Below are 21,792 nucleotides of genomic sequence, written 5' to 3'. Positions count from 1 at the left end.
CTCGCCAACCTGATCATCAGCATGCACAGGCACATCGTTCCAGACGCCCGAATCAGCACCCATCCACCTTGACCAAAGACATAGGGGCACCCCCCTTTCGCATCCCCTGGCTGTACGGACCCGTGGATCACACACGAGCCCATGCCTCGCACAGCCGATGCCAGAAGAACGCGTAGGCAGTCACAGAGAGTTCCCGTGCTTCACGGAGAGTTCCAATGTCGCCGCAAAGGCACGGGAGCGGGCTCCGTCAAACCCCCGGAACCCACTCCGGCAACGCCTCGGTCCGCTGCACCCACTCCGACGGCGGAGTCCCCGCCTTTCCCCCGGCGAGCACCCCGCCGACGATGGCGCACGTGGTGTCCATGTCACCGCCGACCTGCGCGGTGGTCCAGAACGCCTGCTCGTAGTCACCGAGGGACCGCGCGGCCGACCAGAGCGCGAAAGGCACGGTGTCATGGGCCGTCGTCCGCCGACCGCAGCCGAGTACGGCAGCGACGGTCGCGGCGTCGCCGTAGTCCAGCATGTCGCGCGCCCGGCGCAACCCGGCCCCGACCGCGCTCTTCGGAATCAGCGCGATCACGCCGTCGAGCAGCGTCTCGGCAGTGGGCGGACCACCCGGGGCGGCGGCCAGCGCCGCTGCCGCCGCGACGGCCATCGAACCGACGACGGCCTCGCGATGCTGATGCGTTGGATACGCCGAGATCTCGGCCTGGTGGGTGGCCTGCTCGGGATCGTCCGCGTACCAGGCGCCGAGGGGCGCGATCCGCATCGCCGCGCCGTTGCCCCACGAGCCCAGCCCCTTGAAGAGCGCGGAGGACAGCTCGCGCCAGTCGCCGCCCTCGCGGACCAGCCGCAGCAGGCGGTTCGTGGCAGGGCCGTAGCCGCGGTCGAAGTCGTGGTGCTCGGCGAAGGAGCGGGCCAGCGCGTCCTGGTCGATGCGGTGGTGGACGGCGAGGACCGCGGCCACGGAGCAGGCCATCTCCGTGTCGTCGGTCCATTGCCAGGGGCCGGCCGGCAGCTCACGGCGCTTCAGCAGCGGGTAGTTCGCGGGGACGAAGAACTGGGAGCCCAGCGCGTCCCCCACGGACAGTCCGCGCAGGCTGGCAAGGGCGCGGCCCAGGCGCCCGTCGGGTGAGGAATCAGCGGTCATCGCTCTGTCCACTCTATCCGGTGATTCCGTACGGTTCCGGATCTCGCCAGCGTTCGAAAGGCCGGTCAAGCGCGTACTTGCCGTCGTCCCCGAGAACGAGCATCCGCATCTCGGCGTTCCCAGGATTGGACAGCGATTCGAACTCCGCGACCGTCCAGTGGAACCACCGCATGCAGAACAGACGCATCGCGAGCCCATGGGTCACCAGAAGGACGTTCGGCGGATGGTCGGGGGCCTCGAAGCTGCGGTACAGGCTCTCCAGGAATCCGCCGACCCGGTCGTACACGTCGGCGCCGGACTCCCCCTGGGCGAAGCGGTAGAAGAAGTGGCCGTAGGCGTCCCGGTAGGCCTTCTGCAGGCGTACGTCGTCGCGGTCCTGCCAGTTCCCCCAGTCCTGCTCGCGCAGGCGCGGCTCCTCCCGGACGCGTATGAGCTCGGGGTCCAGATGGAAGGCGCGCAGCGTCTCGTGCGTACGGCGGTAGGGGGAGACGTACACGCTGATCCGCTCGCGGCCGAACACCTCGCGCAGCCGTTTGCCCGTCTCCTCCGCCTGCCGCCAGCCCTGCTCGGTGAGGGCCAGCGCGTGATCGGGTTCGCGTTCGTACACGGTGTCATCAACATTGCCCGTTGACTCGCCGTGCCGGACAAGGACGATGCGCCGTGGTCGTGCCATGCCAAAACCCTAGATCGGGTGAGGGCCCAGGGAGCACCCGTACGGGCTCCATACGGCGTAGGTCACATATTTCCGGGAGTGATCCTTCCGGTTTGTGCCGTGATGATCACACCGTCCAGGAGGGTTCCAGCTGCACGATGTCGCCGGTGAGGGCGGCGACGTCCGCGTCCGTCTGGGCCCTCAGGGCCAGCCGCTCGACGCGTTCGGCACGGTATTTGCCGTGCTCGGCGGCGGACAGCCACATCGACAGGACGAGGAACTCATGGCCGGGTGCCTCGCCGAACAGCCCGCGGACCATGCCGGGTGAGCCCGCCATCGCGGGGTTCCAGACCTTCTCCTGCATCAGCGTGAAGTGCTCGGCACGTTCCTCGTGCACCCGGCAGTGCGCGACGCGCAGCAGGTCGGCGTCGGTGAAACGCGGCTCGAAGCCGGTCTTCACGTCGAACCGGTGGTCGAAGAGCTTGACCTGGGCGTCCTTGAACGTGCCCGACTGGGACGCGGCCAGCCGGTCGTGCGAGCGCGCCATGAAGGAGTCGTAGAAGGCGCGGCTCTCCCAGAAGGCGACGATGTGCGCCACCCCCGGCCGGCTCCGGCTCCAACCACCGCCCTGCCCCCGAAACCCCGGCTCCCCCAGAAGCCCCGCCCACTTTCGCTGCCCGCGCTCGAAACCGCGGCGGTCCACCACGGTGCAGCGAATCCACTTGACCAGCACCGCGCCATGGTAAGGCCACGGCGCCTGGCACAGTCCGCCCTCGCGGCGACTGCTCCCCCACGAGGGCCCACGCGCGCGTGGCAGGATGGACAATCGGCCTCGTCTGTCGAGCAGTTCGGGCCGCACGCGCAGGTTGAACCGGGGAAGGGGAGTCTGTGAACGGCCTCAACAAGGGGATCCAGAAGGTCGAGATCTCGCTCAGGTGGGATCCGAGTCCGGCGGGGCAGCCGCCCACCGATCTGGATCTTGTCGCCGGGGCGTACCTGGCGAGCGACCCGTACGGCGATCCGGCGTTCGTCGTGCACTTCGACAGCCGGTCCCCCGACGGCACCATCTACCTCAACCGCGACAGCCACGACGGCAAGGGCTTCGGCTGGGACGAGGTCATGACGGTGGAGCTCAACCGCCTCGACAGCCGCTACGCGCGCGTGGTGGTCGGCGTCGTCATCCAGCAGCGGTCGGGACGGCGCACCTTCGTCAGCGTGACCAGCCCGGGTCTGCGCATCCGCGAGGGCTATCACGACCTGGTCACGGACGACTTCGGCAGCGTCCTCGGCGCTACGGCCGCCACGGTGGCGGAGTTCGCCCGCCAGGAGGACGGCACCTGGGACTTCCATCCCGGTATCCACGGCTTCGAGGACGACCCCGCCACCTTCACCCGCGCCATGGGCAAGGCCCACCAGCCCTGACCCCGGGCACGACGAAGGAGGGGCGCCGACGCAGAGTCGGTGCCCCTCCTTCGTCAGGGACTGATGATCAGCTGCAACCGCTGGTCGAGCCGCAGCCCTCGCAGATGTAGCACGAACCGGCCCGCTGCATCTTCGTACCGCAGGAGAAGCAGAGCGGGGCGTCGGCCTGGATGCCCAGCTGCATCTCCACCAGCTCGGCGCTGGTGTGGGCCTGCTGCGGGGCGGGCTTGGCCGCCTCGACCTCGGCCTTGGGCGTGACGACGGCCTTCAGTTCTTGGGCGCGCGGCGCCGACTGGGCCAGGCCCTCGACGTCGACCTCGTCGTCGGCCGGTTCGTACGAACCGGTCTCCAGGTGGCGCTGACGCTCCTCGGCGGAGTGGATGCCGAGCGCCGAGCGCGTCTCGAAGGGCAGGAAGTCCAGCGCCAGGCGGCGGAAGATGTAGTCGACGATCGACTGCGCCATCCGCACGTCCGGGTCGTCCGTCATACCGGCCGGCTCGAAGCGCATGTTGGTGAATTTCGAGACGTACGTCTCCAGCGGCACGCCGTACTGGAGGCCGACGGAGACCGCGATGGAGAAGGCGTCCATCATGCCCGCGAGGGTCGAGCCCTGCTTCGACATCTTCAGGAAGACCTCGCCGAGACCGTCGTCCGGGTAGGAGTTGGCCGTCATGTAACCCTCGGCGCCACCGACCGTGAAGGACGTGGTGATGCCGGGGCGGCCCTTGGGGAGGCGCTTGCGGACCGGGCGGTACTCGATGACCTTCTCGACCGTCTCGCGGATGGTCGCCTCGGCCTTCTCCGTGACCTCGGCCTTCTCCTTCTCCTTGGTCTTCGCGGAGAGCGGCTGGCCGACCTTGCAGTTGTCGCGGTAGATGGCGAGCGCCTTGACGCCCATCTTCCAGGCCTCGAAGTAGACCTCTTCGACATCCTCGACGGTCGCCGTCTCCGGCAGGTTGACCGTCTTGGAGAGCGCGCCGGAGATCCAGGGCTGGATCGCGGCCATCATCCGGACGTGGCCCATCGCGGAGATGGACCGCTCGCCCATGGCGCAGTCGAACACCTCGTAGTGCTCGTGCCTGAGGCCCGGAGCGTCGATCACATTGCCGTGCTCGGCGATGTGGGCGACGATCGCCTCGATCTGCTCCTCCTGGTAGCCCAGGCGGCGCAAGGCCTGCGGGACGGTGCCGTTGACGATCTGCATGGAGCCGCCGCCGACCAGCTTCTTGAACTTGACCAGCGCGAGGTCGGGCTCGAGGCCGGTGGTGTCGCAGGACATCGCGAGACCGATGGTGCCGGTCGGGGCGATGACGGACGCCTGGGAGTTACGGAAACCGTTCTTCTCGCCGAGACGCAGCACGTCCTGCCAGGCCTCCGTGGCGGCGGCCCAGATCGGTGTGTCCAGGTCGTCCACGCGGACGGCCTTGGTGTTCTCGTCGGCGTGCTGCTTCATGACCCGCAGGTGCGGCTGCGCGTTGCGGGCGTAGCCGTCGTACGGGCCGACGACCGAGGCGAGCTCGGCGGAGCGCCGGTACGAGGTGCCGGTCATCAGGGAGGTGATGGCACCGGCGAGGGCGCGGCCGCCGTCGGAGTCGTAGGCGTGGCCGGTCGCCATCAGCAGGGCGCCGAGGTTGGCGTAGCCGATGCCGAGCTGGCGGAACGCGCGCGTGTTCTCGCCGATCTTCTGGGTCGGGAAGTCCGCGAAGCAGATGGAGATGTCCATCGCGGTGATGACCAGCTCGACGACCTTCGCGAAGCGCTCGACCTCGAAGGACTGGTTGCCCTTGCCGTCGTCCTTCAGGAACTTCATCAGGTTCAGCGAGGCGAGGTTGCAGGACGTGTTGTCCAGGTGCATGTACTCGCTGCAGGGGTTCGAGCCGTTGATCCGGCCGGACTCCGGGCAGGTGTGCCAGTGGTTGATGGTGTCGTCGTACTGGATGCCCGGGTCGGCGCAGGCCCAGGCCGCCTCGGCCATCTTGCGGAACAGGGACTTGGCGTCGACCTCTTCGATGACCTCGCCGGTCATCCGCGCGCGGAGGCCGAACTTGCCGCCCTGCTCGACCGCCTTCATGAACTCGTCGTTCACCCGGACCGAGTTGTTGGCGTTCTGGTACTGGACGGACGTGATGTCGTCGCCGCCCAGGTCCATGTCGAAGCCCGCGTCGCGCAGAGCGCGGATCTTCTCCTCCTCCTTCACCTTGGTCACGATGAAGTCCTCGATGTCGGGGTGGTCGACGTCGAGGATGACCATCTTGGCGGCGCGGCGGGTGGCACCGCCGGACTTGATGGTGCCGGCCGAGGCGTCGGCGCCGCGCATGAAGGAGACCGGGCCGGAGGCGTTGCCGCCGGAGGACAGCAGCTCCTTGGAGGAGCGGATGCGGGAGAGGTTCAGGCCGGCACCGGAGCCGCCCTTGAAGATCATGCCCTCCTCCTTGTACCAGTCGAGGATCGACTCCATGGAGTCGTCGACGGACAGGATGAAGCAGGCGGAGACCTGCTGCGGCTGGGGCGTGCCGACGTTGAACCAGACGGGGCTGTTGAAGCTGAAGATCTGGTGCAGGAGGGCGTAGGCCAGCTCGTGCTCGAAGATCTCGGCATCGGCGGGCGAGGCGAAGTACTTGTAGTCCTCACCTGCCTTCCGGTACGTCTTCACGATCCGGTCGATGAGCTGCCTGAGGCTCACCTCGCGCTGCGGGGTGCCGACGGCACCCCGGAAGTACTTGCTGGTGACGATGTTGACCGCGTTCACCGACCAGAAGTCGGGGAACTCGACGCCGCGCTGTTCGAAGTTCACAGAGCCGTCGCGCCAGTTGGTCATGACGACGTCACGGCGCTCCCACTGGACCTCGTCGTACGGGTGCACGCCGGGGATGGTGTGAATGCGCTCGATACGCAGGCCCTTGCTCGTCTTGGTGCCCTTGGCGCGGGAACCTCGTGCCGGACCGCTCGCCGTCTCTGTCATGCCGCCTCCCTGGTACGGGCTAAAACGCCCTGAAGTGCCCCGATGTTCCCGTGGCACGGTGTTCTGTCTGGTGTTGCGGGCATCTCGCGCTGCCGCCCGCAACAGGTCTTCCGTCGCCGCCGCGCGGCCGGACCCGGGGTCCTGGAATTCCGGATCCGGTCCGTCGGTCAGTCGGCGGCGCTGGCGGGCACGGGGACGTGAGCCGTCCCTCCGGGCCCGCTGTCGTCTTCCTGGCTCCCCGCGCGCGCGTCATCGTCGTCGGCGCCGGGACGTCGTGTCTCCCTGAGTTCCGCAATCGCGGCCTCGAAGTCGTCCAGCGAGTCGAACGCCCGGTACACGGAGGCGAATCGCAGGTAGGCGACGAGGTCCAGCTCCTGCAGCGGACCGAGTATGGCCAGCCCCACGTCGTGGGTGGTCAGCTCGGCGCTCCCGGTGGCCCGCACCGCCTCCTCGACCCGTTGGCCGAGCTGGGCGAGTGCGTCCTCGGTGACAGGCCGCCCCTGGCACGCCTTGCGCACGCCGTTGATGACCTTGGTCCGGCTGAACGGCTCGGTGACTCCGGACCGCTTCACCACCATGAGCGAGCACGTCTCCACGGTCGTGAAACGACGGGAGCAGTCAGGGCACTGGCGGCGCCTGCGGATCGACGTGCCGTCGTCGGTCGTACGACTGTCGACCACACGGCTGTCGGGGTGCCTGCAGAAGGGGCAGTGCATGAACTCCAACCCTCCTCACAGCAGACTCAATAGCCTCGTGGGCCTCATGGGCCCCTCGAAGCAGCCCCAAGCATAGGCGATCGCTGGGAGTCCGAAGACCCGGGGGACCACAACTTCTGGGCTGCTGTTGCAATCCAACCACTAGATGTGGGGATTGGCGCATACATACACGCCAGGCGCGCGTGTCGCACTTGTGGAGACCAACCCCACCGGGCCGCAGCGGTGAACCGCGGTACCGCGGCAACACGGGCGTGCACAGCCGTACCGTTCCGGCACATGCGGAGATACCGTGAGCGCCACAGGGGGGCGTCGTGGGACTCCCGCAGAGATAGGGACCACGTCCCGGCCGTCCGGACGCCGGATGGCAGACTGGGGCAACAACCCACGAGGTCGTCACCTCGGCGGTGAAGGGTACAGCAATGACCCCTTTTGTCCGCCAGGCACCGCGTTAGCCATACACCCAGACACATGATCACGTCAGGTGAATCGCGATTTTTCACTCGAACGTGTGTTTGGCGCAACCTTTCGAAAGCAACTACCGTTGTCCAGCAGGGAGACCATCGAGAGGGGCCGACGTGACCACCACCGCAGACAGTGCCACCATCACTGCCCAGGACCGCTCCCAGGGCCGACTCGAGCCGGTGCATGCGATGAACGAAGCCGCGAATCCCGAGGGGCACAAGCGCTCCCTGCCGGGCCGACCTCCAGGCATCCGGGCGGACAGCTCAGGGCTGACCGACCGGCAGCGCCGGGTCATCGAGGTGATCAGGGACTCGGTGCAGCGGCGCGGCTACCCGCCGTCGATGCGCGAGATCGGCCAGGCCGTCGGCCTGTCGAGCACCTCCTCGGTCGCACACCAGCTGATGGCACTGGAGCGCAAGGGCTTCCTCCGGCGCGATCCGCACCGCCCGCGCGCGTACGAGGTGCGCGGCTCCGACCAGGCAGCCTCGGTGCAGCCGACGGACACCGCCGGCAAGCCCGCCGCGTCGTACGTCCCGCTGGTCGGCCGGATCGCCGCCGGCGGTCCGATCCTCGCGGAGGAATCCGTCGAGGACGTCTTCCCTCTCCCGCGGCAGCTGGTCGGCGACGGCGAGCTGTTCGTCCTGAAGGTCGTCGGTGACTCGATGATCGAGGCCGCGATCTGCGACGGCGACTGGGTCACGGTCCGCCGTCAGCCCGTCGCCGAGAACGGCGACATCGTGGCCGCGATGCTCGACGGCGAGGCCACCGTCAAGCGCTTCAAGCGCGAGGACGGCCACGTCTGGCTCCTCCCGCACAACTCCGCGTACGAGCCGATCCCCGGCGACGACGCGACCATTCTCGGCAAGGTCGTGGCGGTGCTGCGGCGCGTGTGAGCACCGCGCGGCAGATCTCGCCGATCTGACCGGGCCCCGGGACCCCTGCGCCGGTTCCGGGGCCCTGCTCTTTCTGGCCCCGGTCGACGCTCGGTTACGCAGCGGTGGTCTGCCTGTCCCGGCTGCGGGCAGGCCAACCACACCTCACTCGTCTTCGGCCTGCGCCTGAGCTTGCGCCGCCGCGTCGATCGCGGCCAGCGACCTACGGACCTGGTTACGGTCCGTGGTGTACCAGAAGTCGGGCAGCGACGCCTTCAGATAGCTTCCGTAGCGCGCCGTGGCCAGCCGCTGATCCAGTACGGCGACCACACCGCGGTCCCCCGACGCCCGTACGAGACGACCGGCGCCCTGGGCCATCAGCAGTGCCGCATGGGTGGCGGCCACCGCCATGAAACCGTTGCCGCCCGCGTCCTCGACCGCCTTCTGGCGGGCGCTCATCAGCGGATCGTCGGGGCGCGGGAAGGGAATCTTGTCCATGACGACGAGCTGACAGCTGGGGCCCGGGACGTCGACGCCCTGCCAGAGCGAGAGCGTGCCGAACAGGCAGGTCTTCGGGTCGGCGGCGAAGTTCTTGATCAGCTCGCCGAGCGTCTCCTCGCCCTGGAGGAGGATCGGGAACTCGGGAATCCGGGAGCGCAGTTCCTCGGCGGCGAGCTGGGCGGCCCGCATCGAGGAGAAGAGGCCGAGCGTCCGGCCGCCGGCCGCCTGGATCAGCTCCGTCAGCTCGTCCAGCATGTCCGCCCGGTCGCCGTCCCGCGCGGGGCGCGACAGGTGCTTGGCGACATACAGGATTCCCTGCCTGGGATAGTCGAAGGGCGAGCCGACATCGACGCCCTTCCACTGCGGGAAGTCCTCGCCTTCGGTGCCCTCCGGGGCGAGGCCCAGGGAGGCGCCGACGCCGTTGAAGTCACCGCCCAGCTTCAGGGTCGCCGAGGTCAGCACCACCGAGCGGTCCGCGAAGAGCTTCTCGCGCAGCAGGCCCGAGACCGACATGGGCGCCACCCGCAGGGACGCACCGAAGCGGTCGTGGCGCTCGTACCAGACGACGTCCCACTCGGAGCCGTTGGTGATCCGCTCCGCCACGTCGTGCACCGACTCCACCGAGGCCAGCGCCTGCTTGCGGACCGCGTCCTCGTCCTGGACCGACTTGTCTCGGGTCGCGCCGATCGCCGAGATCACCGTGCGACAGGCGTCGCGCAGAGCCATGAGCGCGTAACCCAGATCTTCCGGGACTTCCTCCAGACGGCCCGGCAGCGCCAGCTCCATCACCCGCTCGAAGCCCTCCGCGGCGGTCTGGAGCTGGTCGGCGGCCTTCTCGTTGACCAGCTTCGCGGCGCGGCGCACGGCGCGGTTGACCTGACCCGGGGAGAGCTCGCCGGTGGCGACGCCGGTGACCCGGGAGACCAGCTCATGGGCCTCGTCGACGATCAGCACCTCGTGCTGGGGAAGGACCGGGGCGCCCTCGATGGCGTCGATCGCGAGCAGGGCGTGGTTCGTGACAACGACCTCGGCGAGCTTGGCCCGCTCACGGGCCATCTCGGCGAAGCACTCCGCTCCGTAGGCGCACTTCGTGGCACCCAGGCACTCACGGGACGATACGGAGACCTGCGCCCAGGCGCGGTCCGAGACGCCGGGGGTGAGGTTGTCGCGGTCGCCCGTCTCGGTCTCGTCGGACCACTCCCGCAGGCGGAGCAGGTCCTGGCCGAGCTTGCTGGTGGGCGCGGCCGCCTCGAACTGGTCGAAGAGGCCTTCCTCCTCGTCCTGGGGGACGCCCTCGTGGAGGCGGTGCAGACACAGGTAGTTCGACCTGCCCTTGAGCATCGCGAACTCGGGACGGCGGCGCAGCAGCGGGTGCAGGGCGTCGACCGTGCGGGGCAGATCCCGCTCCACGAGCTGGCGCTGCAGGGCCAGGGTGGCCGTCGCGACCACGACGCGCTCCCCGTGTGCGAGCGCGGGCACGAGATAGCCGAGCGACTTTCCGGTGCCGGTGCCGGCCTGGACCAGCAGGTGGGAACCTTCGTCGATCGCCTCCGCGACGGATTCGGCCATGGTCACCTGGCCGGGGCGCTCCGTACCGCCGACGGCAGTGACGGCAGCATGCAGGAGTTCGGGGAGTGAGGGCTTCGTCATAGCGCGACCACCCTACGGCCCGGCACTGACAAACGGGTGATCACGGAGGTGGAGGGGGGCTGGATCAAGACCTGGGGTCCTCGGGTGGGAGATATGCGGGGGGGGGCGGGAGGTGTGCGAGGGGTCGGAAGGTATGCAGCGTGGGTCCGATGGGTGATGCGAAGGGCAGACCCGGTGACCGGTGCGAATTGCTCCGCTTCGAGTGGGAACCCCGGCCGCTCGAGCGGTGTACCAAAAGTGACGACACCGCAGCTTGGCGTTACAGCAGATTGCGCAAGGCCCGGTCCCGGACCATGAGGGCGGCTCGCTTGCCGGGCAGCTCGACCTCGGCCGAGAACCGGAAACCGGCGCTGAGGAAAGCAGCGACGGAAGGAGTGTTACGGATGTCGGGTTCCGCGATGACGCGTGCACAGGCGGGCCGCCGCTCGAGGGCACGATCGGCGACGGCTCGGAGACATGTGGTCGCGAGACCACGGCCGCGGTCCGCCACATCACCGATGAGGAGATGAATCCCGGTGTCGTGAGGACGGGCGGGATAGTGCCGGGCCACCGGGTCGAGGTCCGCCCGGTAGATCTCCCAGTAACTCATGGGTGTGCCGTCCAGTACGCCCACGCACGGCACACTGCGCCCGTCCCCGGCCAGCTGGGACCGCAGATGTTCCTCGGTCACGCTCTGGGGCCCGGCCAGCTCCCAGAAGGCGGCGACGGCGGGGTCGTTCATCCAGCGGCCGATGAGTGGAAGGTCCTGCTCGACGCGCACGGGGACGAGTTGGAGCACGCCCGCGGTCGTGGTGATCGGCCCCCAGTCGACGACGCGGTCCAGGAGGTCGTCGCCGGCCGTGGCTCGGTGCTGGGCAGTCATGACGGAGGCGGACCAGGCGGGCGGCGCTGCCCCCTCACCCCCGTCACCGACGACATCGCCCTGGGCCTCCTCCGTTGCCGCGAACAGCGCGAGGAGTTCGGCGGGCAGGCGCAGGTCCAGCGTGTCCTCACTGTCCCCGTCGCCGGGGCAGGCGCCGGGGGCCGTGTCGGTGCCGACCAAGGCGGCGGGGTCGATTCCGGCGTCGGTGCTCGCGTCGTTGGGAGGCACGGCGACGCTCCTCTCAGAAGACGGGGTGGGTCATGGTCCTTGCTGGAGGGAGTGAGGTGGTGCGGAGGTGCGGTTCAGGTGGTTCGACGGCGCACTCAGGAATGGAGGGGGTTGGCGATGGTGACGTAGACGGACTGTGTGTCGACCGGGCCGACGAGCTCGTCCAGGCCGTGCAGCCGGGTCAGGAGGTTGGCCTTGCAGCGCAGGGTGGGTGAGTCGAGCAGGTGGGCCGGGAGCGAGGTGCGCAGTCGGGCGGGCCCGGAGGCCACGTCGCCGAGGAAGCGGCGGAAGGCGGCGAGCAGCAGCCGTTCATCGGCGAGGCCCTGGGAGCCGAAGGCTCCGATGAGGCCGAACACGTTGTTGATGGCGAGGTAGTAGGCGAAGCGCTCGTCGGTCACCTCGTCGGAGACGAACGTGTCGCTGTGCCGGCCGATGCCGGGGAGCCGGGCGTCGAGTTCCGCGCGACGGGACTCGCGGAAGTAGTAGCCCTGGTTGTCGCGGTAGCGGCCGCCGCTGGGCCAACCATCCGAGTCCAGCAGGAGCAGGGTGTTCTGCTGGTGCGCCTCCAAGGCGATGCCCGCGTTCGCGTCCAGCCAGAGCACGGGGCGGACGACGTGTTCGAGGTAGCGCAGGAACCACTCGGTGGACACGGCGCCACGGGGGCGGCCGGTTCGGGCGGCGAGGCGGGTGACGACCTCGGCGAGGCGGGACCGCCAGGCGGGCCGGTGGCCGTCGCGCGGAGCGCCCGGCTCGGCGTAAGGGCGGGGCGAGACGAGTCCGGCGATGCAGGAGACATCGGCGGCGGGGTGGAAGGGGTTGTGCCTGATCATCACGTCGAGACCCGGCACGGGATCACCCTGCGGTCCGTCGACGGCGACCCAGGCGGGGTCACGGACGATGTCGAAACCCGGGTGCGTGGTCTGCCACTGCCCGGCCAGGCCGGCCCGCAGCAAGCGGTGGACCTCGACACCGCGGTGCAGTTCTTTACGGAGGTTCTCGCGACGGGAGTTGGTGATGCACAGGCCCAGCGAGAGCTTGAGCATGGCGGGGGCCCCGGACCGGTGGACGGTCCGTACGGAGGAGGTGGGGTGCCACGGGACTCCATGAGGACCGAGGTCCCGGAGCAGGCCGGCGTCGAACAGGGCCGCGACCTCGGGGCGGTGGCTGGCCTCGCGCAGTTGCCAGGGGTGTAGGGGCAGGGCCGCGTAGGTGTCGGGCAGGGGCAGGCCAGGGCCGGCGAGTCTGGCGGTGAGCTGGGGTGCGGCGACAGGGCGTCCGCGTTCGGTCCAGGCCGAGTCGGTGGCGAGCAGGGAGGGAGCTACGGCGATCCAGTGGAGGGGAAAGGAGCCGCGCAGTTCGGGTGAGTACAGCCGGGCTTCGGAGTCGGAGAGGCCTTCGCGGCCCTTCGGGGTGGGGTGCAGCGGGTGCCCCAGGACGAGGGCCTGCTCGGCGCTGAGGAAGAGGTCCGGGCCGTCGGCGGGCCGGCCCCGGCGGTCGCTGATGAACAGGGCGGTACGCCGGACCGAGTCGGCGACGCGAGCGGCGAGGTCGGTGCTGTGGGTGGCGTCGGCGCTGGCGCTGACGCCGGGAATCGCCGGGGTGTCACCTGGTGCTGAAGCGGGCGGTGCTGAAGCGGCCGGCGGTGCCTGAGCGGCGCGCGGTGCCGGAGCCTCGTCGGCCCGTGGGGGGCTTGCTGGGCCAACTCCCCCGTCGGCCGATGGAGCGGCCCCTGGGCCGGCGCCCTCCGGAGCTTCCCGGGCGAGCAGTGCCGCGACCGTGACCGCGTCGGCAGTCGGGGCCTGGTCGGGTGCGCCCGCCATGCGTGGGAGGCCGAAGCGGTGCCAACCCGTAGGGGACCAGAAGTGGACCCGTGCGAGGAGGGCTGTGCCGCTGGCGGGCAGCGGGATGCGCAGGAACCCGTCGGTGGGGGCGGGGAGGCCCACCTCCCTCACCCAGCAGCGGAGCAGGTTCTCCACGGCGGCGGCCTGGGCCGCGGTGTACGGGTCGGGGTGCTCCAGAAGGTCGGCGGCTGGGCGGCGTGAGGGTGCGGCGTTGGGTCCACCACGCTGCGCCGGAGTGCGCTCCGGCGAGGGTGCGGCAGTCCTTCCTCGCAGCGAGTCGGCGGTCCCCGGTTCGCTCAGCTCGGGGCTGGCTCCCTGTTGCCGGGGGACGGTCGCGGCCGTCGGCGTGGGCGGCTCGGCGTCGGTGAGGCCTGCCGCGTCCCTCGGGGTGTGCTCGTCGGATGAGCGCGTGGTGTTCAACTTCTGCTCTGTTCCTGGGGAGGTGGTTCTGGTGGAGGGGAAGCCGTCAGTGCGGTGGCCGGCTTTCGGCGTGGTCGCGGGCGACCGTGTGCAGGGCGTCGGTGAGGCGGTCCAGTACCGCGGCCGCCTGCTCATCGCTGATCGTGAGCGGTGGAAGGAGCCGTACGACGCTGTTGTGGCGTCCGCCGAGTTCGACGATCAGACCTCGCCTCAGGCACTCCCGCTGGACGGCGGCGGCGAGTTCCGGAGCCGGTGGACGAGGGGCACGAGCGGCGTCCGGCCGCAGCGGATCCTGACTCGGCTCAAGGGGCTGCTTCGGCGTCAGCCCTTCCGGCGATTGCTCTGTCGCCCCCTCCGCCCACCCCTGTGTCAGCCCCTCCGTCGCCCCCTCCGCCCAGCCGTGTGTCGGCCCCTCCGTCGGGTCCACCACTTCCACGCCGATCATCAAGCCCCTCCCCCGGACGTCGCCGACGCAGGCGAATTCGGTGACCTGTCCGCGGAGTTCGGCGAGCATGCGGGAGCCGAGGTGATGGGCGCGCTCGGAGAGGCCGTTCTCACGGACGTGAGCGAGGGTGGCGGTGCCCGCGGCCATGGCAAGTTGGTTGCCGCGGAAGGTGTCGGCGTGGGTGCCGGGCGCCCAGACGTCGAGATCTTCGTGGTAGACCACGACGGCCAGGGGGAGGCTGCCGCCGATGGCCTTGGAGAGGACCATCACGTCGGGTGTGACGCCACTGTGTTCCACGGCCCAGAAGGCGCCGGTGCGTCCGACTCCCGTCTGGATCTCGTCGGCGATCAGCGGGATGGACCGGTCGGCGGTGAGTTGACGCATGCGGCGCAGCCAGGTGTCGGGGGCGGGGATCACTCCGCCGTCGCCCTGCACGGGTTCGAGGATCATCCCGGCGGGGTGCGGTACGCCCGACTTGGGGTCGTCGAGGAGGGACTCGGTCCAGCGGGCGGCGAGTTCGGCACCGCGTTCGCCGCCGACGCCGAAGGGGCAGCGGTAGTCCTGCGGATAGGGCAGGCGGGCGACGCGTACGTCGAGGGCGTTGCCGGACGCTTCGAGGGCACCGGCGGTCATGCCGTGGTAGGCGCCGGTGAAGGCGAGCATTCCGGTGCGGCCGGTGGCGGTGTGGACCAGCTCGAAGGCGGTCTCGACGGCGTCGGTTCCGGCGGGGCCGCAGAACTGCACGCGGGCGTGCTCGGCGAGCCCCGGAGGCAATGTACGGAACAGTTCGGTGGTGAAGGCGTCCTTGACGGGGGTCGCCAGGTCAAGAGCGTGCAGGGGGGCACCGGAGTCCAGGACCTTGCGGATGGCCTCCAGGACGACCGGGTGGTTGTGGCCCAGGGCCAGGGTCCCGGCCCCGGAGAGGCAGTCCAGGTACCGGCGTCCGTCCGCGCCCTCGATCGTCATCCCGCGCGCCCGTACCGGCACGATGGGCAGGGCCCGCGCGTAGGTGCGTGCCGCCGACTCGCGCGCCGCCTGCCTCCGCAGGATCCCTTCCTGCCAGGAGGAGCGCTCCTCCGGGGCCCCGCGCCCCACGAGCCTCCGCCCACCCAACGCGCGCACTCGGGGCTCACGCTCGCCACGCCCACCCACGTCAGGTGCACCCGACTCACGCACGCCCTGCTCAAGCCCACCCGAGCCATGCACTCCCGGCTCACGCACGCCCTGCTCACGCCCACCCAAGCCACGCACTCCCAGCTCACGCACGCCCCGCTCACGCCCACCCAAGCCACGCACTCCCAGCTCACCCTCACCCGACGCACAGCCCGGCCCAACCGCTCCCGGCCCACATGCCTCGGCCTCGCTCACCCCCATCACAGGCACCCGAGTCACAGGCACCCGAGTCACAGACCCCCGCGCCCCATCCCCCCGCCACACCCCCCCACCACCAGGCCCGGTCACAGCCACCGTTCGCCGTCCTCCCGCCGTTCAGGGGCGAGCAGGTCACCTCGGTCCTCGCCCGTCCCGACATACGCACCCCCGCGAGGCTTCACTCGAAGCTCCGGGGAATTGGGCACAGAGGGCCGCGTACAGGCAGCAGAACCCCCACCGCTACCAACCCCGCACCGCTCACCCGGTTACGGGTTGCCTCAAGATCCTTGCCGTGACGGAACCGTTGCCGTTCCGTGGGAAGTCCCCCACAGCGAGCGCATAGTGTGTGTTGCCGTTCCCGGTCGCCGCGTCGAGCGGCGCGGGAGTGCGGCAGTGCTGCCAAGTTCGTTCGTCCCAGGGGGAGTCAGACCATGCGATCCATACGGCCGTCGTTCACCGTTCGCCGAGGAAGGGGCGCGCGGCGCAGGACGTCCCCCCTGCCCGCTGCCGTCGCCCTCGCCGCGGCCCTCGCGCTCACCGCCACCGCCTGTGACTCGGGCGACACCGAAGCCGGTGGCGAGGCCTCCGCGACCTCCGCCACCGGTGACGACAAGATCTCGATCCCTGATGACATCAAGGACCGGCTCAAGGAGCACGGGATCGACATCGACAAGTGGAAGGACGGCGCCTGGAAGAACTGGGACAAGGACGACTGGCTGCGCGAGGCCGAGGACTTCGTCAACCCGATCATCGAGGACCTGTGGGACCCGGACCGGATGCGTGAGGCCGAGGAGCCGGACAAGGACGTCGACGCCGGTGACATCTCCGGTGACGCGGGTGTGACCGACCCGACGCCCGCTCCGGTGGAGGCGCAGGCCGTGCAGGCGGCGTACCACGACAGCGTGCCGACGGCAGGCAAGGTGTTCTTCGACTCCCCCGAGGGCACCATGGTGTGTTCGGCGACGGTCGTGGCGGACCCGGCCAACCCCGGTAAGTCCAACCTGGTGTGGACGGCGGGCCACTGTGTGCACGCCGGCAAGGACGGCGGCTGGTACCGGAACATCGCGTTCGTGCCGTCGTACAACAACGACGCCATGGAGACGGTGGAGTTGGAGAGTGCCTCCCGGGAGGAGGTCGCTCCGTACGGCGTCTGGTGGGGTGACTGGGTGCAGACCTCGGACCAGTGGATCGAGCAGGGTGGTGCCACCGGCGGTGACGGCGCCAGTTACGACTTCGCCGTCATCCATGTGACGCCGGAGGAGGGCAGCGGCGGCAAGTCGCTGGAGGAGATGGTCGGTTCGGCGCTTCCCGTGGACTTCGACGCGCCGGCCGTGCAGGAGGTGGACAGCATCACCGCGACCGGGTACCCGGCGGCGCCGCCGTTCGACGGGCAGAAGCTGTTCCAGTGCCAGGACCAGCCGGGGCGGCTGTCGCTGACCAAGGCCGATCCCACGATGTACCGCATCGGCTGCACGATGACCGGTGGTTCATCGGGCGGTGGCTGGGTCGCGACGGGCTCCGACGGCAAGCCCGCGCTCGTCTCCAACACCTCCATCGGGCCGGTGGAGTCGGGCTGGCTGGCCGGGCCGCGGCTCGGTGCGGAGGCCAAGGGCGTGTTTGACGAGGTCAGCGGGAAGTTCGCCGGTCAGTGAGCACCGGCAGCGGTGAGCCCGGGAAACTTTCACGGTCTCACCGCCGTTCGCCCTCAACTCCCCGGGCATAGTGGGGTGTCGCGTGCCAGGGGCACGTGCGAATCAGTCAGAGCAGTATTACGGGGGTCACCGCAGCATGCGTTCCACACGTACCCGCCTCGCCGCCACCGCGCTTCTCGCGGCCGTGGCGCTGACCGCCACCGCGTGCAGCGGTTCCGGCGACGACAAGGCGAGTGACAAGCCGAGCACCTCTCAGGCCGCCGCCGACCAGGGCAAGGCCGAGATCGGTCAGGGCATCGCCGACAGGCTGAAGGAACACGGCATCGACGTCGATGCCTGGGCCGACGGCGGCTGGCGGGACTGGGACAAGGACAAGTGGCTCAGTGAGGCCAAGGACTTCGTCAACCCGGTGATCGAGGGCCTGTGGAAGCCGGACCGGATGCGGTCCGCGCAGGAGGCCGACAAGACCGTCTCGACGAAGGACGCCTCCGCCGACCAGGGCATCAGCGACCCGGAGCCGGAGCCCGTGGAGGCGACGGCCGAGAAGACGCCGTACCACGAGAACGCCGCTCCGGTCGGGAAGGTCTTCTTCGACTCCCCCGACGGTCCCGCCGTCTGTTCCGGCACGGTGATCAAGGACGTCAACCACCCGGGCAAGTCCAACCTGGTGTGGACGGCCGGCCACTGTGTGCACGCGGGCGGTGCGGGCGGCTGGTACCGCAACATCGTCTTCGTCCCGGCCTACAACGACCTCGGCAAGTCCGAGGCGCAGCTGGCCGGCGCGAACGCCACCGAGATCGCCCCCTACGGCAACTGGTGGGCCGACTGGGCCGCCACGTCCGACGAGTGGATCCAGGGCGGCTCGGCCACCGGCGGTGCGGGTGCGGCGTACGACTACTCGGTGCTGCATGTGAAGCCGGAGCAGGGCTCCAAGTCGCTCGAGGAGACCGTCGGCGCGGCGCTGGACGTGGACTTCTCGGCCCCGTCCGCGACCGAGTCGGGCACGATGGGCGCCTGGGGCTACCCGGCGGCGCCGCCGTACAACGGTCAGCAGATGTTCAAGTGCCTCGACCGGCCGGGCCGGTTCTCGCTGAACCCGACGCTGCCGACGATGTACCGGATCGGCTGCACGATGACCGGGGGCTCCTCCGGTGGCGGCTGGTTCCGGGTGGTGGACGGTGAGACCAAGCTGGTGTCGAACACGTCGATCGGCCCCGAGGACAACACCTGGCTGGCCGGCCCGCAGCTTGGCAAGAGCGCGGAGGCGCTGTACCAGGACATGAGCAAGACCTACGGCGGCCAGTGACGACGCCGACATGACCAAGGCCCGCCTCTCCGGGACACCGGCATGACCAAGGCCCGCCTCCCCGAGACTCCGGCATGAGGAAGGCCCGCCTCTCTGGGAGGCGGGCCTTCCTCGCGCTTACCGCTTACCGCTTACGCGGCGGGAGCAGGCACGTACGGCGCCAGCTCGGCCGCCAGTTCCTCGTGCACCCGCGCCTTGAGCAGGGTGCCCTCCGGGGTGTGCTCCGCGGAGATCACGTCGCCCTCGTCGTGCGCGCGGGCGACGAGCTTGCCGAGGGTGTACGGCACCAGGGCCTCGATCTCGACCGACGGCCGCGGCAGCTCGTTGTCGATCAGCGCGAGCAGCTCGGGGATGCCCCGGCCGGTACGGGCCGAGACCGCGATGGAACGCTTCTCGATCCGCATCAGCCGCTGAAGGGTCAGCGGGTCGGCCGCGTCGGCCTTGTTGATCACGACGATCTCGGGTACCTCGGTGGCGCCGACGTCCCTGATCACCTCGCGCACCGCGGCCAGCTGCTCCTCCGGGTTCGGGTGCGAACCGTCGACCACGTGGAGGATCAGATCGGACTCGCCGACCTCCTCCATGGTGGAGCGGAACGCCTCGACCAGGTGGTGCGGCAGGTGTCGGACGAAGCCGACGGTGTCGGCCAGCGTGTAGAGCCGGCCGCTCGGGGTCTCGGCCCGGCGGACGGTCGGGTCCAGGGTCGCGAACAGGGCGTTCTCGACCAGGACGCCCGCGCCCGTGAGGCGGTTGAGCAGGGAGGACTTACCGGCGTTGGTGTAGCCCGCGATGGCGACGGAGGGCACCTTGTGGCGCTTGCGCTCCTGGCGCTTGATCTCGCGGCCGGTCTTCATGTCCGCGATCTCCCGGCGCATCTTCGCCATCTTCTCGCGGATCCGGCGCCGGTCCGTCTCGATCTTGGTCTCACCGGGACCACGGGTGGCGAGGCCGCCGCCCTTGCCGCCGCCCATCTGACGGGACAGCGACTGGCCCCAGCCGCGCAGCCTCGGCAGCATGTACTGCATCTGCGCTAGCGCGACCTGCGCCTTTCCCTCCCGGGACTTGGCGTGCTGGGCGAAGATGTCGAGGATCAGGGCCGTACGGTCGATGACCTTGACCTTGACGACGTCTTCGAGGGCGATGAGCTGGCCCGGGCCGAGCTCACCGTCGCAGATGACGGTGTCCGCGCCGGTCTCGACGACGATGTCGCGCAGTTCGAGAGCCTTGCCGGAGCCGATGAAGGTGGCCGCGTCCGGCTTGTCGCGGCGCTGGATCACGCCGTCGAGCACGAGCGCGCCCGCGGTCTCCGCGAGGGCGGCGAGCTCGGCGAGGGAGTTCTCCGAGTCCTGTACCGTCCCCGTGGTCCAGACACCGACGAGCACGACCCGCTCGAGCCTGAGCTGGCGGTACTCGACCTCGGTGACGTCCTCGAGCTCGGTGGAGAGGCCCGCGACGCGGCGCAGAGCCGCGCGCTCGGAGCGGTCGAACTGGTCGCCGTCCCGCTCTCCGTCGATCTCGTGGCTCCAGGCGACGTCCTCTTCCATCAGGGCATCGGCCCGAAGACCGTCGGGGTAGGTGTGCGCGAGGCGCTGCGAGTCCTGGGAAGGGGAAGAAGAGGAGGTCATTGGATCCTTACGTCGTTGAGGATTCGTGTACGGCAGTCATAGTGCACAACGTACGAGTGCCCCGGGAGATTCCCGTGGAACCGCCTGCGGCCCCGGCCTCGTGCCCGCGCCGACCTGAAGATGTTCGCACGGGACGAGGCGTCTCGTCATCGGCTTATCGCACAGGGGAAGCGGCGGGTGCTTTCGCGGGTGCGACCGGCTTCCAGTCCGGGTGGCCGGGCATGGGCGGGGTCGTCTCGCCGTACAGCCAGGGCTGGAGGAAGCCGCTGAGGTCACGTCCGGTCATCTCGGACGCGAGCGCGACGAAGTCGTCTGTGGTGGCGACGCCGTCCCGGTGCCGGGTGACCCAGGCGCGTTCCAGGCGCTCGAAGGCCGGGTGGCCGATCTCCTGGCGCAGGGCGTACAGGACGAGCGCCGCGCCGTCGTAGACGTTCGGGCGGAAGATGCCGATCTTCTGGCCGGCCTTGGGGACCTTGGGCGCGGCCGGGGGGCCGCCGGCGGCGCGCCAGCGGTCGGAGGCGCCGTACGCGGCCTTCATCCGCGCCGCCAGGGGGCGGCCGGCCTTCTCCTCCGCGTACAGGGCCTCGTACCAGGTGGCATGCCCTTCGTTGAGCCACAGGTCGGACCAGGTGCGAGGGCTGACGCTGTTGCCGAACCACTGGTGGGCCAGCTCATGGACCATGATCGAATCCACGTACCAGGCGGGGAAGCCGCGGTCGGTGAATAGGGCCTTCTCGAACAGGGAGAGGGTCTGTGTCTCCAGTTCGAAGCCGGTGTCCACGTCCGCGATGAGCACGCCGTACGTCTCGAAGGGGTAGCGGCCGACCTTCTCCTCCATCCAGGAGATCTGGTCGGGCGTCTTCCGCAGCCACGGTTCCAGCTGCTCGCGGTGCTTGGTGGGGACCACGTCACGGACGGGCAGGCCGTGCGGGCCGGTGCGGCGCAGGACGGTGGAGCGGCCGATGGAGACCTGGGCGAGCTCGGTGGCCATGGGGTGCTGGGTGCGGTACGTCCAGGTCGTCGCCGCGTGTGAGCGGTCGATGTCGGTGGGCAGGCCGTTGGCGACCGCCGTGTAGCCGTTCGGGGCGGTCACCCTGATGGTGAACATGGCCTTGTCGGAGGGGTGGTCGTTGCCGGGGAACACCAGGTGGGCGGCGTCGGCCTGGTTGGCCATCGCCAGGCCGTCGGCGGTGCGCAGCCAGCCTCCGTCCCGGTTCTCGGCCGGCCTGGGGTCGCTGGTGTGCCGCACGGTGATCCGCATCCAGCTGCCGGCGGGCAGGGGTTCGTCGGGGGTGACCACGAGGTCCTCGCCCGCGGTGCTGAAGGCGGCCGGTTCGCCGTCCAGCTCCACGGACTCCACGTCGCCGTGGGCGAAGTCCAGGTTGACGCGGTCCAGGGGGGTCGTCGTCCAGGCGTCGATGGTGGTGACCGACGGGAGCGGTTTGCTGTTGCTGCCGGGATAGGTGAAGGAGAGGTCGTACGACGCCACGTCGTAGCCGGGGTTGCCGAGGTGGGGGAAGAGGCGGTCGCCGATGCCGAGGGGCTCGGCGGGGGCGGCGGCGGCGAGGATGCAGACGGTGACGGCCGAGGCGAGAAGGGCGGTGGCCTTGCGGGGGGTGTGCGGCATGGACCACGGCTACCAGCGGGGGCGTGCG

15 protein-coding genes are annotated in these 21,792 nt (G+C 69.9%); 4 read left to right on the top strand and 11 right to left on the bottom strand.

What is annotated here, in order from left to right; genetic code table 11:
* Window positions 1–247 precede the first annotated feature (247 nt).
* From ACFYW5_RS34080 to ACFYW5_RS34070, 3 genes are all read right to left on the bottom strand, one after another.
* On the bottom strand, window positions 248–1,150 hold the full coding sequence (locus tag ACFYW5_RS34080; protein WP_389421010.1) for an ADP-ribosylglycohydrolase family protein: 903 nt from the start codon (window positions 1,148–1,150) through the stop codon (window positions 248–250).
* A 13-nt stretch (window positions 1,151–1,163) separates the two neighbouring features.
* Window positions 1,164–1,823 carry a histidine phosphatase family protein gene (locus ACFYW5_RS34075; protein WP_389421009.1) on the bottom strand — a complete coding sequence of 220 codons (660 nt, stop codon included), beginning with the start codon at window positions 1,821–1,823 and terminating at the stop codon, window positions 1,164–1,166.
* Between the two features lie 106 nt (window positions 1,824–1,929).
* Window positions 1,930–2,535 carry a YdbC family protein gene (locus ACFYW5_RS34070; protein WP_389421008.1) on the bottom strand — a complete coding sequence of 202 codons (606 nt, stop codon included), beginning with the start codon at window positions 2,533–2,535 and terminating at the stop codon, window positions 1,930–1,932.
* A 155-nt stretch (window positions 2,536–2,690) separates the two neighbouring features.
* On the opposite strand from ACFYW5_RS34070, the gene ACFYW5_RS34065 reads away from it, so the two are divergent.
* Complete coding sequence (locus ACFYW5_RS34065) at window positions 2,691–3,224, top strand: TerD family protein (protein WP_389421007.1); 534 nt, start codon at window positions 2,691–2,693, stop codon at window positions 3,222–3,224.
* Window positions 3,225–3,291: 67 nt separating this feature from the next.
* Here ACFYW5_RS34065 and ACFYW5_RS34060 read toward each other — a convergent pair whose 3' ends face one another.
* Window positions 3,292–6,186 (bottom strand): vitamin B12-dependent ribonucleotide reductase, encoded by a 2,895-nt coding sequence (locus ACFYW5_RS34060; protein WP_389421006.1) that lies wholly within the window; start codon window positions 6,184–6,186, stop codon window positions 3,292–3,294.
* A gap of 167 nt (window positions 6,187–6,353) precedes the next feature.
* Window positions 6,354–6,902, bottom strand: coding sequence for a transcriptional regulator NrdR (gene nrdR / locus ACFYW5_RS34055; RefSeq protein ID WP_389421005.1), 549 nt, complete (start codon window positions 6,900–6,902; stop codon window positions 6,354–6,356).
* Between the two features lie 575 nt (window positions 6,903–7,477).
* Here nrdR and lexA point away from each other — a divergent pair.
* Window positions 7,478–8,257 carry a transcriptional repressor LexA gene (gene lexA / locus ACFYW5_RS34050; RefSeq protein WP_250079895.1) on the top strand — a complete coding sequence of 260 codons (780 nt, stop codon included), beginning with the start codon at window positions 7,478–7,480 and terminating at the stop codon, window positions 8,255–8,257.
* A gap of 144 nt (window positions 8,258–8,401) precedes the next feature.
* Here the strand turns inward: lexA and ACFYW5_RS34045 are convergent, their stop codons facing one another.
* The 4 genes from ACFYW5_RS34045 to ACFYW5_RS34030 form a co-directional block, all read right to left on the bottom strand.
* On the bottom strand, window positions 8,402–10,387 hold the full coding sequence (locus ACFYW5_RS34045; protein WP_389421004.1) for an ATP-dependent DNA helicase: 1,986 nt from the start codon (window positions 10,385–10,387) through the stop codon (window positions 8,402–8,404).
* Window positions 10,388–10,646: 259 nt separating this feature from the next.
* Complete coding sequence (locus ACFYW5_RS34040) at window positions 10,647–11,477, bottom strand: GNAT family N-acetyltransferase (RefSeq protein WP_389421003.1); 831 nt, start codon at window positions 11,475–11,477, stop codon at window positions 10,647–10,649.
* Window positions 11,478–11,572: 95 nt separating this feature from the next.
* On the bottom strand, window positions 11,573–13,738 hold the full coding sequence (locus ACFYW5_RS34035) for an IucA/IucC family protein (RefSeq protein ID WP_389421002.1): 2,166 nt from the start codon (window positions 13,736–13,738) through the stop codon (window positions 11,573–11,575).
* Between the two features lie 46 nt (window positions 13,739–13,784).
* Window positions 13,785–15,278 (bottom strand): diaminobutyrate--2-oxoglutarate transaminase family protein, encoded by a 1,494-nt coding sequence (locus tag ACFYW5_RS34030; RefSeq protein ID WP_389421001.1) that lies wholly within the window; start codon window positions 15,276–15,278, stop codon window positions 13,785–13,787.
* 707 nt (window positions 15,279–15,985) lie between these two features.
* Here ACFYW5_RS34030 and ACFYW5_RS34025 point away from each other — a divergent pair.
* Both ACFYW5_RS34025 and ACFYW5_RS34020 read left to right on the top strand, forming a co-directional pair.
* Window positions 15,986–17,206, top strand: a complete 1,221-nt coding sequence (locus tag ACFYW5_RS34025) for a trypsin-like serine peptidase (RefSeq protein ID WP_389421000.1) — start codon at window positions 15,986–15,988, stop codon at window positions 17,204–17,206.
* A 136-nt stretch (window positions 17,207–17,342) separates the two neighbouring features.
* Window positions 17,343–18,512 (top strand): trypsin-like serine peptidase, encoded by a 1,170-nt coding sequence (locus tag ACFYW5_RS34020; RefSeq protein WP_389420999.1) that lies wholly within the window; start codon window positions 17,343–17,345, stop codon window positions 18,510–18,512.
* A 131-nt stretch (window positions 18,513–18,643) separates the two neighbouring features.
* On the opposite strand, the gene hflX is transcribed toward ACFYW5_RS34020, so the two are convergent.
* Window positions 18,644–20,137, bottom strand: coding sequence for a GTPase HflX (gene hflX, locus ACFYW5_RS34015; RefSeq protein ID WP_389420998.1), 1,494 nt, complete (start codon window positions 20,135–20,137; stop codon window positions 18,644–18,646).
* 154 nt (window positions 20,138–20,291) lie between these two features.
* Complete coding sequence (locus tag ACFYW5_RS34010) at window positions 20,292–21,764, bottom strand: M1 family metallopeptidase (protein WP_389420997.1); 1,473 nt, start codon at window positions 21,762–21,764, stop codon at window positions 20,292–20,294.
* Window positions 21,765–21,792: the final 28 nt, after the last annotated feature.

The organism is Streptomyces sp. NPDC002779 (assembly GCF_042888685.1).
Taxonomy (GTDB): Bacteria; Actinomycetota; Actinomycetes; order Streptomycetales; family Streptomycetaceae; genus Streptomyces.
Note: the sequence above shows the minus strand (reverse complement) of the source record. Positions and strands in the feature narration are given on the sequence as shown.

Excerpts from the sequence above, each read along its gene's own strand:
- ACFYW5_RS34080 (WP_389421010.1), bottom strand. The coding sequence starts at position 1,150 with ATGACCGCTGATTCCTCACCCGACGGGCGCCTGGGCCGCGCCCTTGCC.
- nrdR (WP_389421005.1), bottom strand. The coding sequence starts at position 6,902 with ATGCACTGCCCCTTCTGCAGGCACCCCGACAGCCGTGTGGTCGACAGT.
- ACFYW5_RS34025 (WP_389421000.1), top strand. The coding sequence starts at position 15,986 with ATGCGATCCATACGGCCGTCGTTCACCGTTCGCCGAGGAAGGGGCGCG.
- ACFYW5_RS34045 (WP_389421004.1), bottom strand. The coding sequence starts at position 10,387 with ATGACGAAGCCCTCACTCCCCGAACTCCTGCATGCTGCCGTCACTGCC.
- ACFYW5_RS34020 (WP_389420999.1), top strand. The coding sequence starts at position 17,343 with ATGCGTTCCACACGTACCCGCCTCGCCGCCACCGCGCTTCTCGCGGCC.
- ACFYW5_RS34060 (WP_389421006.1), bottom strand. The coding sequence starts at position 6,186 with ATGACAGAGACGGCGAGCGGTCCGGCACGAGGTTCCCGCGCCAAGGGC.
- ACFYW5_RS34010 (WP_389420997.1), bottom strand. The coding sequence starts at position 21,764 with ATGCCGCACACCCCCCGCAAGGCCACCGCCCTTCTCGCCTCGGCCGTC.
- hflX (WP_389420998.1), bottom strand. The coding sequence starts at position 20,137 with ATGACCTCCTCTTCTTCCCCTTCCCAGGACTCGCAGCGCCTCGCGCAC.
- ACFYW5_RS34075 (WP_389421009.1), bottom strand. The coding sequence starts at position 1,823 with ATGGCACGACCACGGCGCATCGTCCTTGTCCGGCACGGCGAGTCAACG.